The organism is Microcoleus sp. D2_18a_B4, from assembly GCF_036702475.1.
In the GTDB taxonomy this organism is placed as follows: domain Bacteria; phylum Cyanobacteriota; class Cyanobacteriia; order Cyanobacteriales; family Microcoleaceae; genus Microcoleus.
This window is the reverse complement of the sequence record NZ_JAUBTL010000044.1, coordinates 29,028-43,885: the sequence shown is the minus strand read 5'-3', so window position 1 is coordinate 43,885 and position 14,858 is coordinate 29,028. Positions and strand designations below refer to the sequence as shown.

The 14,858-nt window shown below is 43.1% G+C and carries 9 protein-coding genes; 3 read left to right on the top strand and 6 right to left on the bottom strand.

What is annotated here, in order from left to right; translation table 11 throughout:
- Positions 1–258 precede the first annotated feature (258 nt).
- Positions 259–1,539 carry a phosphopyruvate hydratase gene (gene eno / locus QUB04_RS22655; RefSeq protein ID WP_445301086.1) on the top strand — a complete coding sequence of 427 codons (1,281 nt, stop codon included), beginning with the start codon at positions 259–261 and terminating at the stop codon, positions 1,537–1,539.
- Positions 1,540–1,542: 3 nt separating this feature from the next.
- Complete coding sequence (locus tag QUB04_RS22650; RefSeq protein WP_333287805.1) at positions 1,543–1,701, top strand: hypothetical protein; 159 nt, start codon at positions 1,543–1,545, stop codon at positions 1,699–1,701.
- A 68-nt stretch (positions 1,702–1,769) separates the two neighbouring features.
- On the opposite strand, the gene argC is transcribed toward QUB04_RS22650, so the two are convergent.
- The gene (argC, locus tag QUB04_RS22645; protein WP_333287803.1) at positions 1,770–2,828 is read right to left on the bottom strand and encodes an N-acetyl-gamma-glutamyl-phosphate reductase; all 1,059 of its coding nucleotides are present in this window, start codon (positions 2,826–2,828) and stop codon (positions 1,770–1,772) included.
- A gap of 390 nt (positions 2,829–3,218) precedes the next feature.
- Between argC and QUB04_RS22640 the strand changes: the two genes are divergently transcribed.
- A complete protein-coding gene (locus QUB04_RS22640) occupies positions 3,219–4,232 on the top strand; it encodes a TOBE-like domain-containing protein (RefSeq protein WP_333287801.1) in 1,014 nt (337 codons plus the stop codon).
- 120 nt (positions 4,233–4,352) lie between these two features.
- Here QUB04_RS22640 and QUB04_RS22635 read toward each other — a convergent pair whose 3' ends face one another.
- The 5 genes from QUB04_RS22635 to QUB04_RS22615 form a co-directional block, all read right to left on the bottom strand.
- On the bottom strand, positions 4,353–4,694 hold the full coding sequence (locus QUB04_RS22635; RefSeq protein WP_333287799.1) for a low temperature-induced protein: 342 nt from the start codon (positions 4,692–4,694) through the stop codon (positions 4,353–4,355).
- Positions 4,695–5,142: 448 nt separating this feature from the next.
- On the bottom strand, positions 5,143–5,934 hold the full coding sequence (gene hisF, locus QUB04_RS22630) for an imidazole glycerol phosphate synthase subunit HisF (RefSeq protein WP_333144026.1): 792 nt from the start codon (positions 5,932–5,934) through the stop codon (positions 5,143–5,145).
- Between the two features lie 728 nt (positions 5,935–6,662).
- On the bottom strand, positions 6,663–7,895 hold the full coding sequence (locus tag QUB04_RS22625) for a response regulator (RefSeq protein ID WP_333144025.1): 1,233 nt from the start codon (positions 7,893–7,895) through the stop codon (positions 6,663–6,665).
- A gap of 48 nt (positions 7,896–7,943) precedes the next feature.
- Entirely contained in the window at positions 7,944–10,760 is a 2,817-nt protein-coding gene (locus QUB04_RS22620; protein WP_333287797.1) for an ATP-binding protein, read from the bottom strand.
- 203 nt (positions 10,761–10,963) lie between these two features.
- Entirely contained in the window at positions 10,964–13,951 is a 2,988-nt protein-coding gene (locus QUB04_RS22615) for an amino acid adenylation domain-containing protein (RefSeq protein WP_333287795.1), read from the bottom strand.
- Between the last annotated feature and the right edge of the window lie 907 nt (positions 13,952–14,858).

Genomic DNA, 14,858 nt, shown 5'->3' with positions numbered 1-14,858 from the left:
TTAACAAAGGTTCCAATTAAGAAATCTGCGGGAATCTGGGGTTAAAACAATCAAATTACTGTCAAACTTGCCGGAAACCTTTATTCAACAAGCCTAGCTTATTGACACCCATATGCTCGTCCAAATCCGCAAATATTTTGAACTGTGCACCAATAATTCTGGGGATCGCGTACTCTATTACCCGTCAGCAGTCAGCGTGGGAAAACCCAGAGACTGCTAATTGTCATGAAACCTTGAATTAAGTCCGGAATAATTAATATGCTAGACACTGCGATCGAATCTATTCAAGCCAGAGAAATCCTCGACTCCCGTGGCCGCCCCACCATTGAAGCTGAAGTTTACCTAGCCAACGGTGTTGTCGGACTCGCCCAAGTCCCCAGCGGCGCGTCTACAGGCTCTTTTGAAGCCCACGAACTCCGCGACGACGACAAAAGCCGTTATGGTGGCAAAGGAGTCCTAAAAGCCGTCGCTAACGTCGAACACAAAATTGCCCCCGCTTTGGCTAATCTAGATGCGATCGACCAAGCCCTGGTAGACAAAACCATGATTGACTTGGACGGTTCCCCGAACAAATCCAACCTCGGCGCAAATGCCATTCTCGGAGTCTCCTTAGCCACAGCAAAGGCGGCCGCCGAGACTTTAGGACTCCCCCTTTACCGCTACTTGGGCGGGCCCTTGGCGAACGTTTTGCCCGTGCCTTTGATGAACGTGATCAACGGGGGTTCTCACGCTAACAATAATGTGGACATTCAAGAATTTATGATTGTCCCTGTGGGTGCGCCTTCTTTTAAAGAAGCTTTACGCTGGGGTGCAGAGGTATTTGAATCCTTGAGTAAAGTCTTAAAAGCTGAGGGTTTGCTGACTGGTGTGGGTGATGAAGGCGGTTTTGCGCCTAATCTTAAATCCAATCAAGCCGCTTTGGATTTGTTGATTGCAGCTATTGAAAAAGCTGGCTACAAACCGGGTGAACAAGTTGCTTTGGCTTTGGATGTTGCTGCTAGCGAATTTTACAAAGATGGGCAGTACACTTACGACGGTGTGGCTCATTCGCCTGCCGAATTAATTGATTATTTGGATGGTTTGGCCAGTCAATATCCGATTGTTTCCATTGAAGATGGTTTGCATGAAGACGATTGGGACAGTTGGGTAGCGCTGACGCAGAAAATGGGCAGCAAAGTTCAGTTGGTTGGTGACGATTTGTTTGTTACTAATCGCACGCGGCTGCAAAAAGGAATTGATTTGAAAGCTAGCAATTCGATTTTGATTAAGCTGAATCAAATTGGTTCTTTGACAGAGACTTTGGATACGATCGACCTGGGCAAACGGAACAGCTATCGATCGATCATCAGCCACCGTTCCGGTGAAACTGAAGATACCACCATTGCCGATTTAGCCGTAGCGACTCGCGCGGGCCAAATCAAGACTGGTTCTTTGTGTCGCAGCGAACGAGTTGCCAAATACAACCGTTTGTTACGGATTGAGGATGAATTGGGCGATCGGGCAATTTATGCTGGGTCGATCGGTTACGGGCCAAAATAACACTTGGTAATCGGGCATCGGGCATCGGGCATCGGGCATCGGGAATTGGGCATCGGGAATTGGGCATCGGGCATCGGGCATCGGGAATTGGGCATCGGCAATTTACATCCTGTAGAGGCGGGTTTTACCAGAAATAATTGCCTAAAACCAACAATCTCGTAAACCCGCCCCACCCATTACCGATTACCAATTACCTGTTTGCCCCATGCCCCATGCCCCATGCCCAATAATTAAGGATAGAAACCCAATTGTGGCAAACCCAAAGTTTCTTCCCAGCCCATCATCAAGTTCATGCACTGGATGCCTTGGCCGGCTTGTCCCTTAATTAAATTGTCGATCGCCGACAGCACAATTACCCTGTCAGTACGCGGATCGACTTCGATGCCGATAAAACAAAGATTCGTACCGCAAGCCCATTTTGTTTGCGGATAAACCCCAGCCGGTAACACTTTTACCCAAGGACAATTGCGGTAAAAAGCGCTGAAAATCGTGATTAAATCTTCCCGCACCAAACCCGGATCGCGCAAAGTTGCGTAAACAGTCGCCAGAATTCCCCGCACCATCGGAATTAGGTGGGGAGTAAACTGAACTTTAATATCGTGTCCCGCTAAATCGCTGCAAATTTGCTCGATTTCTGGCGTGTGGCGGTGGCGCCCAACGCCGTAAGCGCCCAGAGAACCCTCTGCTTCAGCCAACAAGAGATTAACTTCGGCTTTGCGGCCCCCTCCCGAAGCACCGGATTTGGCGTCGATAATTGCTGTTTCTGGCACAATGAGGCCTTGTTTGAGCAAAGGTGCCAGGGCTAACAAACTAGCAGTGACGTAGCAGCCCGCACAGCCTACTAACTGAGCGTCTTTAATTCGATCGCGATACAATTCTGGCAAACCGTAAACCGCCGTTGCAGCTAAAGCAGAGTCCGATCGATCGCCGCCGTACCAAGCTTTGTAAGTTTCCAGATTTTCAAATCTGTAGTCAGCCGACAAATCCAAGACTTTGCAGCCTTTTTCTATCAGCGTCGGTGCCATTTTGCAAGCTAAACCGTTCGGCAGCGACAGAAACACAACTTCGCATTTTGCCGCTATTTTGTCTAGGTCGATCGCCTCGACTGTCAAATCAATGCAGTTAGTCAGGTGCGGATAAAGGCTGGAATAAGGTTTTCCTGCACTGCTATCCCCGCCCAAATAAACTACTTCAGCCGCCGGGTGGTCCGCCAGCAGTCGCACAAGTTGCACGCCGCCGTACCCTGAAGCGCCGATAATTCCTACAGGCACACGTCCAACATCTCCCATTTTCCTTTATCCCCTCAGCCGTTGAAGTCAAAAACGCTTGAACTTTTGCTGCATTGTAGTACCAAACGCCAACTTTGGTGGCAAAGAATTGTGTTGTTTTTTTTTTGAGGTGCATTTTTGTTAATTTTCGGCTGTTTGACCGATCGCCAAAACCCTAAAATTAACAAACGGATGTGCGATCGTGCTATAAAAAAACTTACCTTAACCCCTCCACAAACCGGAGATTAACATTTTTCGCTCGAAGCTCGAATCTCGAAGCTCAACATCCATCCGTTAAATCTGTTAAATCTTGTACACGGCTTTGTTGCCGAACGAACAATGGGCATAGTTGTAGAGTGTTGATAGAAATTGCACAGCTAAAGGCTGAAAGTATTGATAAATGGTAAGTATATGATAGTTGTAGAAAACGTATCAAAACAGTTTGGCAGTTTCCAAGCACTCGATCGAGTCAGCTTAGAAATCGAATCCGGTTCCCTAGTCGCATTGCTGGGCCCGTCTGGTTCCGGCAAATCCACCCTGCTGCGACTGATTGCCGGTTTAGAAATGCCCGACTCTGGCAAAATCTGGCTGACAGGCCAAGATGCGACCAATACTAGCGTCCAAGACCGCAAAATTGGGTTCGTGTTTCAGCACTACGCGCTATTCAAGCACATGACAGTGCGAAAAAACATCGCTTTCGGGATGGAAATTCAGAAAACACCGCCCGCGAAAGTCAAATCGCGGGTAGAAGAATTGTTGAATTTAGTGCAATTGGCAGGATTGGGCGATAGATACCCGTCGCAACTTTCAGGAGGCCAGCGGCAGCGGGTGGCCCTCGCCAGAGCCCTGGCTGTGGAACCGAAAGTGTTATTGCTAGACGAACCTTTTGGAGCTCTCGATGCCAAAGTTCGCAAAGATTTGCGTGCTTGGTTGCGGCGACTGCACGACGAAGTTCACGTTACCACAGTCTTTGTGACGCACGATCAAGAAGAAGCGATGGAAGTTGCCGATCGAATTACAGTAATGAATAAAGGTAAAATCGAACAAGTAGGCACACCCGCAGAAATTTACGACAATCCCGCTAGTGCTTTCGTAATGAGTTTTATCGGTCCAGTCAATGTATTGCCCAGCAGTTCGAGGATGTTTCAAGACAACGGCTTTGACTCAGCCAACCCAGAGATTTTCTTGCGCCCTCACGACGTAGTAATTGAAACTACAGAAAATAGTGCAACAGTGCCTGCAAGAATCAGTCGCTTGATTCATTTGGGATGGGAAATTCAGGTAGAATTAACCTTAGATGATGGTCAAGTAGTAAACGCTAATTTGACGAGAGAAAGATTCGATAGCTTGCACTTGCAGCCCCAGCAAAGAGTGTTCGTAAAGCCGAAAGATGCCAAGTCCTTTCCACTTTTTTATTCAATCTGATACCAAGTCTGAAAACTAGAGATAAATTTAGATTGGATACGACATTTCAAGGGACACGGCGTCGTGCCGTGTCCCTAAGCTTTTATACTAACAACTGTCCGCTGACTACTGCGCGCTGAGTTAGTCTTTGATTTTGCTGACAGCTTTTTTGACTTGTTGCTCAAAGGATGTAGCTTGTGTATTGGAAGGATTTTTCATTTTTTCAATGTCAGCGTCTCCCTGAACTTCGTTGGGCCCTTTGCTGGCTTTTTCTTGAGTTTCTTCCAAGGACATCGGTTTTTTCAGGACAACTTCTTGAGATTCTTTTTCGATACCCAAAAGTTGGTCTTCACCTTTGGTGGGGCTGCTGGTAATGGCAAAAGCCGGGAAAGCATTAGACACAAACATCAAGGCACAAAAACAAACAGCTATTAAAGTGCGAACTAAACGCTTGGCAGGGAAGTTAAAGCTGATAAAAGACATACACAATTTCTCCGTTTTTACAAATTTTAATTGCTGAGATTGTTAACAGGCTGAAGCTCACTCAAATTCTGCACAATCTTTTACTCAAGTTTGATAAAAGCAACCGTTGCTTTTTTTCAAATTGAGCTAACATATAATATTTAGCTGAAAAAGCTGGTATTTGAAATCCTTCTCAGGGAATATTTCTAGATGACGGGCGTGGGTCGCCCCAAGACATTTATGTAGAAGGCACTTGGGGAGAATCAAAAAAATTCTCTATAAGTGCCTTCGGATGCGCCTCACATAGCGGTATAAATCTCAGTAACTGGTTTGATCGTGGCGTGGCGGCGGGTTTATTTAGCGTGTTTGCATTGTGAGAGGGCGCTTGAGTGAACCCGCAGATCGATTAGTTGAAAATGTTGCAAGATATTAAGACGCCCCCGACTCTCCACTGACTAATGACTAATGACTAATGACTAATGACTAATGGCTGCTGCTGTCGCACGGGAACTTGACATTTTGCTAGATAAGTTTTAATTTCTCCTACACTGAGTTGCCCGTAATGCAGCAGGGAAGCCAGCAGTGCAGCTTCTGCTTTGCCCTCAGTCACGGCTTCGTAGATGTGGTGACAGTTGCCGGCGCCGCCGGAAGCAATGACGGGAATTTCGACAATTTCGGCAATGCTTCGGGTTAATGCCAAATCGTAACCGGCTTGAGTGCCGTCCGAGTCCATGCTTGTCACCAGAATTTCGCCGGCGCCGCGCTGTTCGGCTTCTTTGGCCCAGGCGATCGCATCTTTGCCGGTATTTTCTCGCCCTCCGCGCACGTACACGTCCCAACCAGGATTATCTGCGTCTTGCCGTTTGCGAGCGTCGATCGCCACTACAATGCACTGATTACCAAATCGATCGCTCGCTTTGTCAATTAAACTCGGATCGCGCACCGCCGCCGAATTAATACTCACCTTATCCGCGCCCGCCCTCAACAAACTTTTAATGGTGTCTAAGGATTGGATGCCGCCGCCCACCGTCAAAGGGATAAATACTCGATCGGCCGTGCGGTACACCACATCGATCATAATATTCCGGTCTTCGTGAGTCGCCGTAATGTCCAGAAACACCAACTCATCAGCACCCGCATCATTGTAAACCTGAGCCATTTCTACTGGATCGCCAGCATCCTGAAGATTGACAAAATTGACACCTTTGACCACGCGACCGGCTTTCACATCCAGACAAGGTAAAATTCTTTTCGACAACATACAATTCTCTTCCAATTTAACTTACTCGGCGGGAAGTCCCCCGCTATAACTGTACTCATCTTAGCGGTGGAATGAAAGCCAGGGTTATTTTTTGCCGTCCTGTTTGCGGTCTTGACTCCTAGCTGGAAAACGAGTTAGACAGGCAAGAAATAACCAATCTCTCAGCTATCACAAGACGGTAACAATAAATAAAATTCGTTTTAAAAATTTGATAAATCATCATAAATGTCGCAACGATTGCCACAACCAAGCCGTCAATCGATTTTAGATTTTAGATTTTAGATTTTAGATTTTAGAATTGAAGCATTAACCCCACGGAGAAATTCGGGGGGCAAGTTTCATCGGATACAGATTTTTTATTTCTGGGTCCTGAGTCTGCTTTCGGAATGAATCCGGGGGCTTGTATCCTGGATGCTTTCGGTCAAAAGCGAGATATAGGCCATTTAGCAGCTTACTCTAGCATAGAGGATTTTTACTCTTAGTGGTTCCCTCGGCTCCTTACCACCACTTAATCTCAGAACAACAGAACTTAATCAGTCCGATTCGGGGTCTGCTAAAAAATTATTAATATTATTCAAAACGTTTCTGCTGGAATAAACTTTGACACGCCACAGCTTCTTGCTGTTTTGCCCGATTTCTTAAAAATCGCTGCTCGTCATAAGAATGGCGATGTAAAATAGGCACTTTTCTAAAAATTGTTTTTTACAGTGCAATTATGAACACTGGTTTTACTTTGGGAGTATCACTTCTGCAGGCAGTATAAGAGTAAAAGTAGAACCCTTACCCACCTCGCTTTCAACCAACGTATCTCCACCCATAATCCGAGACAAATTTCTAGTAATTGCTAACCCTAATCCAGTCCCCCCATACTCTCGTGTAGTTGAAGGATCAGCCTGGGTGAATGGTTGAAACAGTTTTTCCATTCGTTCTGGAGCTATGCCAACGCCAGTATCACTTATCTTAAATAAAATATAGGGAATGGCTGATTTCTGTTCTTCTCCATCGGCTATTCCAGATTTTCTATATCTTTTTTCTACCTTAATAGTAATTATGCCTTTTTTTGTAAATTTGCTAGCGTTACTAAGCAGATTAAATAAGCTCTGACGTACCTTAGTTAAGTCGGTTTTCATATCTCCCAAATTCGGTTCACAGTTAACTACCAATACATTAGCATTCTTCTCCACCAGTGGCTTAATCATGGTGATGACTTCCCTAATTAAATCTGAGATATCAACGGTTTCTAAGTAAATTTCAACCTTCCCCGATTCAATTTTCGACAAGTCAAGAATGTCGTTAATTAGTCCAAGTAAATGTGTGCCTGCACCGTTGATTTTTTTCAGGTCAGGGATAAAAAATTTTTGATCTAAATCTTCGGCTTCTTCTTGCAACATTTCGCTATAGCCAATAATCGCATTGAGAGGGGTGCGGAGCTCATGGCTCATGTTAGCGAGAAACTGGCTTTTGGCAATGTTGGCTGCTTCGGCTGCTTCTTTAGCTGCTAATAATTCTACAGTGCGTAATTCCACTTTTTCTTCTAGCAGTTGCTTCTGTTGTTCTAGTTTTTTAGTTAGATGATATAATTTTAAATGAATTCTAATCCTCGCTAAAACTTCTTCACTTTGGAAAGGCTTAGAAATATAATCTACGGCTCCTACAGATAATCCATTGACTTTATTATGTGAATCCGATAAAGCACTTAAAAAAATTATGGGAATTTCGCAGGTTAAGGGATTGGCTTTCAATCGCCGGCAAGTCTCAAAGCCATCAATACCGGGCGGCATCATTATATCTAATAAAATTAGTTCGGGCGGATGATATTCTACTTGTTCAATCGCAGTTTCACCATCAAGAGCAACGGAAACTTGATAACCCACGTCGGTCAATATGTGGGCTAGAACTTCTAGGTTATTGGGATTATCATCTACAATCAAAATAGATTGATTTTCTGAGTTTTCAGTCATACATAACTTACTGGGGATGGGATACATAAATTTACAACTTTTTTGGGGCTAGGGAGTATTTAGGTATTGCTCTATGTAAGTTCGCACCTGTTTTAGCTTGAAAGCTTTAGCAAATTCGCGCAGATGTTGAATAAAAGGGATAAACTGCTTGTCTATCAGTTCAATCCTCGTCAACTCTTGTAGTAAATCGTTAATCAATCCCTTACGACTAAGATTATACAATATTAGCAAGTCCTCATGCGAAGGTGGCACAATCTCAACCACTTCTTTGGTCAATTCTCTTGTGCTTGGCGGTTGTAATTTCTCTTCATAGATCCATTCTAATTTCAGGAGGGATTTGATCGTATTTAACAGGCTATGAGCTTCGATAGGTTTGGGCAAAAATTCATTAGCTCCAATCTCTATACTTTTTTGCAGATCGGACTCGAATACACTGGCTGAAGACACGATCACTGATAAATTAGCAAATGATGGTAATTTTCGCAAAGTTTTAACCATTTCATAGCCATCCATAATCGGCATAACAATATCAGTAATCACCAGATTTGGTTGAACCTCAGCAATTTTATCAAGTCCTTCCTGGCCATTTTCAGCCTCATAAAGTATAAATCCAATAGGGCTGAGTAAATTGACAATAACAGAACGGTTTTCCCAACGGTCATCTACTACTAGAACTTTGGGCTTATCGCCCTTAAAACCAATAATAACGCCCTGCTCAGAAGTTTTAGAATTTTTTGCCCATTCCTTAGCTTCGGGTAAATCTATCTCAAACCAGAAAACACTACCTTTGCCTAATTCACTTTCAACTTCCAAGGTACTGCCCATCATATCAACAATGTTTTTGCTGATAGCTAATCCTAGTCCAGTCCCTTCTGATTGCTTCTTCATATTACCAGACTGCTCAAAGGGCAAAAAGATATTTTTAACATGATCGCTCGCTATCCCAATTCCAGTATCTTCCACTTGAAACATAATTCGATATAAAGGTCGTTCCCTGACCTCATCTTCCAAGAGTTTTGATTTAATTATAAATTGCACGCTACCTTGAGCCGTAAACTTAATAGCATTGCCTAATAAGTTAATCAATACCTGTCGCAAGCGTTTTTCATCCGCAAAAATGCCAACTGGGAGTTGACCTTCGATGGTATAGATAAAATCAATTCCCTTTTGATTTGCCTTAATTCGACAAATTTCAACGACTGCTTGTAAAAAAGCGGGAAAATGAAAATCTGTAGCATATATTTCCATTTTTCGGGCCTCGATTTTAGAAAAATCAAGGATATCGTTAATCAGAGTCAGTAGGTGAGAGCCACATTGGTTAATAATATTAATTCCTTTTTGATCTGACTCAACTATGTGTTTCGATCGCTGGAGAATTTGGGCATATCCTAAGATACCATTGAGAGGTGTCCGCAGTTCGTGGCTCATATTAGCCAGAAACTCGCTCTTAGCACGGTTAGCTGTATCGGCAACTTCTTTCGCTTGTTTAAGCTCTACAGTTCTATCTTCAACTCGCAGTTCCAATTCCTCATTAGTTTTCGCAAGCGCGGCAAAAGATTCGCGGACTTGCTGAGCCATTTTGTTAAATACATATCCCAAACGACCCAATTCATTTTGGCGGTTGACATTAACTTGAATATCAAGATTTCCCGCAGCAATACTCTCAGTTGCAGCGATTAATTTATTGAGGGGAGTAGAAATTTCTCGCCGTAAAATTAAGAACACAATAATAATTTCAGTCAGTAATGCACTTAGCCCTAGCACTAGAATCATGCGAGCAGTAGCTAAGGCTTCTTGGGTTAGCAGAGATTTGGGGAAAACTGTGACCAAGTACCAATTTGGCTCATCAATTCTAGTAATACCCAAGTATTCATCATAGTCAGGATTGTCAATAATCATATTTTCCTGTTTATGAGTCGTGACTAATTCATAAATTCGCCGCAGATGAGCATCTCCTGATTGGGCGATGGAGAATTGTCCATTTCCTTTTTGAATACTTTGCATAAGTTCTGGGTGAGCTACTAGCCGCCCATCGGCTCGAAAAATCATGTTGTATGTGCCTTTGAGTCCTTCATTAATAGTCCGTTTCTGCAAATCCTCTATTAAAATATCATGCCCGATTGTAGCAATATGCTTGCCATCTACATCTAATGGTGTCACACAGGATGCCATCCAAGCTACAGCTACTTGGTCGTAATAAATGCCTGTCCAGACTGTTTTGCGTTCGGGAGCGTAGATAGGGCGGGTAATTTGGAATGACTCATCATCTGTGACGCGGAACGAGTCCCTAGAAGGTGCTTTAAGCGCCCAGGGATACTGGTGCATATACATGATCATACCATTCTCAGGAATTTGCGTATAGGTGTTAGCTAAGCGATTGCGCCATGCTGGGCCATAAGCATTTATTGTTTTATAGAAAGCAACTATTCGGCGCTGCATTTCAACATCAACATTGACATTTTTTCCTAGGAAGACGCCCGCAGTTTTTTCTATTTGAAATAGTTCCGGGCGATTGCGAATTGAGCCATCTGGATATCTGACAAAGTTTTCATCGAATTCAGCTTGAGGATCGCGATTTGCTTCTGCTTTTAGTTGCTCTAATAAAGCTTGTTTGAGTAACTCATGGTTCTCTTCAGCTAATATAAATATTGCTCTCTCGCGTGTGGCTCGTAATTTTATGTATTGCTCTAACTGCGTGAGTGAATTAGCAGTAATCCGTGAGATTATTTGGAAATAGCTAATAGCTGTGGAGGCGATAACAACCATCCCCATACCCAAAGCTATCTTCAAGAGTGTTTGTTTGGTCAGCGACTCTTTGGGTCTATTTATGTTGTTGCGAGTTGGGGAGATGAGAGAGTCAGACAATTTTAAGTTCGCGAGCCAATTTCTCTTCATTATTATCCTCTACATAACCAAAAATTAAACTAGGTAAAATAACTATTATATAGCATTTTTCAATGAATTCTGTAACTTTGGGTAGGGTAATTCCCCTGTGGTTAACCCGATCGATGGGGTACGCACGGATCACTACCCTACAAGAGTGGGACAAATCATTTAGTTTTACTATATCACAAAAAACCTTGACGATGGAAATAGGATAAATAAGCCTTTAATACGGAATCATTAATGGGAGGACAGAGAATATCAGTACCGAAAAGTCCATCCTGAGTGTTGCGGTCATCAAACTTTTGACAGACAAAAGATGTTGTCTCGATAAAAGTTTTTTGGCTATTAGATATTTTTTTGACAAATAGAGAAGCCATCGGAGTTAAAGCATTATCGGGAGACATATTGAGTAGTTTTGCCTGCCACTGCGGGTAAGGAAGAGAAGGGAGGGCATAACCAAGGGTGTTAAGATTCAAGATAAGTTGGTTCATCGATAATACATGGGGGCTTAATACATGAAATGTCTTGTTAAGAGACTCGGGTTGATGCGATAAATACCGAATCGCCTGAACTATATAATCTACAGGAGCGAGACTCATCTTGATATCTAATTCAGGGCCATACCCTAATTGAATCAAGCCCTTGATTATCAAACAAATCGTATTACTGAGTTGAAAAGCACCTGTTTTGCTATGACCTGTCACCATTCCCAAGCGATAGATGGAAACTGGTAAACCGCGATCGCGGGCAGCCATAACTAATTTTTCAGCCGCCCATTTACTTTGAGCATAACCATCTGAATATCCTTCAGCACTAAGTAAATCGTCTGTTTCGGCAATTAATTTCATACCCTCATAGTTCGACGATTGAAAGATATCCAGAGTAGAAATATAGTGGACAGGTGTAATTTTAGTCAGGGTGGCTAGACGCAATATCTCCTTTGTCCCGCCCACATTTGCATCCCGTAACGCACTGTAGGGATAAACCAAATTGACATAAGCACCACAGTGATAAATCACATCAATGACATCTGCTAATTCACTAAAATTGGGTGTTGACAGTCCCAAAGATGGCTGTGATAAATCTCCAACTATGGGGATAATTCTCCTACTAAATTCTTCTTCCCAAATTTCGTAATTTTGCAGAGTGCTACGCAGTCGAAAGGTCGCGGATTCCAAATTATCAGCACGAACTAAACAATAAATAGTCGCTTGGGGATTATGCAGCAACAATTCGTGCAATAGAAAAGCACCAACAAAACCCGTTGCCCCTGTCAAGAAAATGTGCTTCGGTCGAAATCTGTTAATTGTCAAGGGGTGAATAGTTTCATCTAAGACTGCATCAGCCGATAACTCAGCAATATTTGTTTCAAAAATCGCCGTAGATCCCGAAGACTGCACAGCCTCAATTACTTCAGCTAATCCAGCAATTGTCGGAGATTTGAACAGGCAATCTAAAGACAATTCGACTGGGAAAGCTTGCGATACTCGATTTAGTAATAAGGCGGCGCGTAATGAATTTCCGCCTGACTCAAAAAAGTTTTGATGGATGCCAATTTGCACTCCTAAAACATAAGTCCAAATTTCAACCAATTGTTTCTCTATTTCCGTGCGTGGAGCAACAAAATTTTCAACATTATCCAGAGTTGGTGCCGGTAGTGCCTGTCGATCTACTTTACAATTAGGTGTTAATGGCAAAGCATCCATAAAGACCACAAGCGCAGGAATCATGTACTCCGGCAATTTTTCTTTTAGCATGGCTCGGAAGCCTGCTGAACTCTGCTTTAATGCTTGTGAATTCAGCACAACATAAGCAACTAAGTAATCGTATCCCTGAGCATCATTACTAACAACCACTACCACATCCTTCACCGCAGGAATCTCGAAGCAGGCTGCTTCAATATCTTTTAATTCAATTCGGTGTCCCTGAATTTTGACTTGGTAGTCACTACGCCCAATAATGGCAATATTACCGTCTGGAAGATAACGAGCTAAGTCACCAGTTTTATAAAGACGACCGCCCGGTTCATTGTTAAAAGTATCATCAATAAACCTTTCCTCAGTTATCTCTGGACGGTTAAGATAACCTCTCGCTATTCCCATACCACCAATGTAAATCTCTCCCTCAGAGCCATCAGCAACAAGCTCAAGATTATCGTTGTGAGAATGGCGTGGATACTTGAACAGATAAATTTGAGTATTTAAAATTGGGCGACCAATTGGTATGGTTTCCTCACCAGCTTCTACCTGATGAATGGTTGACCAAATAGTTGTCTCAGTCGGCCCGTACATATTCCAAAGGGAGGAACTTCGCTCTAGTAATTGATTAGCTAAGTGTCGAGTGAGAGGTTCTCCTCCACAAAGAATTTTTAAATTGCGATCGCCTTGCCAATTAACGGCTAATAGCATTTTCCAGGTTGCAGGAGTTGCCTGCATGACTGTAGCGCCCGATTCAGTGATTGTTTTAGATAACTTGATTGGATCGATGGCGACTGCGCGACTAACAATCACAACGCGAGCACCAACTATTAATGGTAAGAAAAGTTCTAAAACAGCAATATCAAAGGATATCGTAGTTACTGCTAGTAGTACATCTCGCTCTGTCAATCCTGGTTCTTGTTTCATGGAGAGCAGAAGATTGACTACAGCACGGTGAATAATTTGCACGCCTTTTGGTTTACCCGTTGAGCCAGAGGTGTATATTGTATAGGCTAAATTATCAGGTGTGACTTCGCTTTCTAAATTATCTTGGCTGAATTGCTCAATTTCTTGCCAATCTGAATCTAAACATACCACTCGCATACCATCTCTTTTAGGTAGGGAGCTGAGAAGATGGGTTTGGGTAAGTAGTAGCGGAAGCTGGGAGTCTTCCAACATAAAAGCTAACCGATCTTCGGGATAAGTGGGGTCAAGAGGGACGTAAGCACTACCGGCTTTTAAGACTCCCAGAAGTCCGATTAACATATTCAGCGATCGATCAACGCATACTCCAATCAGCGTCTCTGAATTAACCCCTAAGCTTTTCAGATAATGTGCTAATTGATTGGCTTTATTATTTAATTCTTGATAAGTTAGTTGCTCGCTGCTAAAAAGAGCAGCAATAGCATTTGGTGTTTGCCTTACTTGGGATTCTACTAACTTATGAATGCAGAATTTTTCGAGGATTCTCATTACAAACCTTGACAAATAAGTTGTTACGAACCTAGCTCACGACGCTCTATAGGCTTTTAAGCATTGATTAGGTAGCCATTGCTCGTGCTTTACCGTCTTTATTGTGGTTGCAAAGGCAGTAATCAATCACACCAAAGTTTTGGTCGTGGTATAGGCTTACACACTTTACTAGACCTAACTATGTTCATCCGGAACAAAAGGTCAATTTAGGTGAATTTATGACTCCCATTCCGCAGCCTCAACAGTCACATGGCTTATTTCGAGTTGATGGCGGTGGCTCAATCTCGGATTATTAAGTAAAAATACTGAGAGAATCAGTTATTAAGGAGGTCTGCGGTACGATCGGCTGTTGCGGTTGAAATGGGAAGGCTACACCATAAGGAGTAGTTCACAGAACTCTGGATCTGCATAGCAGCCCACACCCCCTACCCCCGCCTAGCTCTACCCTGTACAGACAAGTGGCTCGCTGACCCATATTGGAGAAACGCTGTTTCCTAAAATCTTGATTTCTGGTTTTCCCGAATCAATAACTTAAAATTCAGGAAAATAAGCTTCCTTTCTGAGATTCATGCGAAACTTGGGTTTCAGGAATGGTGTTAAAAGATTTGGGACTTGTGTGTACACGCTAGCCGCCTAGCCAGAGAGCCATTTTCCCTCTTTTTTCGGGTCCATCAAAATAAATAAAAGTTGTCTTCGCTCCGGGGCAGGCAGTATTATCAGGTACAATCTTGGTAGACAGTCTGTTTTTACGGGCTGCTTTGGTAGATCGAATCATAAATACCTTCGCTCGCTCGATCGAATTTATGGTTGACCAATCCCGCAGGGGCTAGGTGCATCGATGATGGACTAAAAAATCTAAAATCTGAAGTCTCAAATCTCAAATCTCAAATCGGTTAATTTTGTGTCG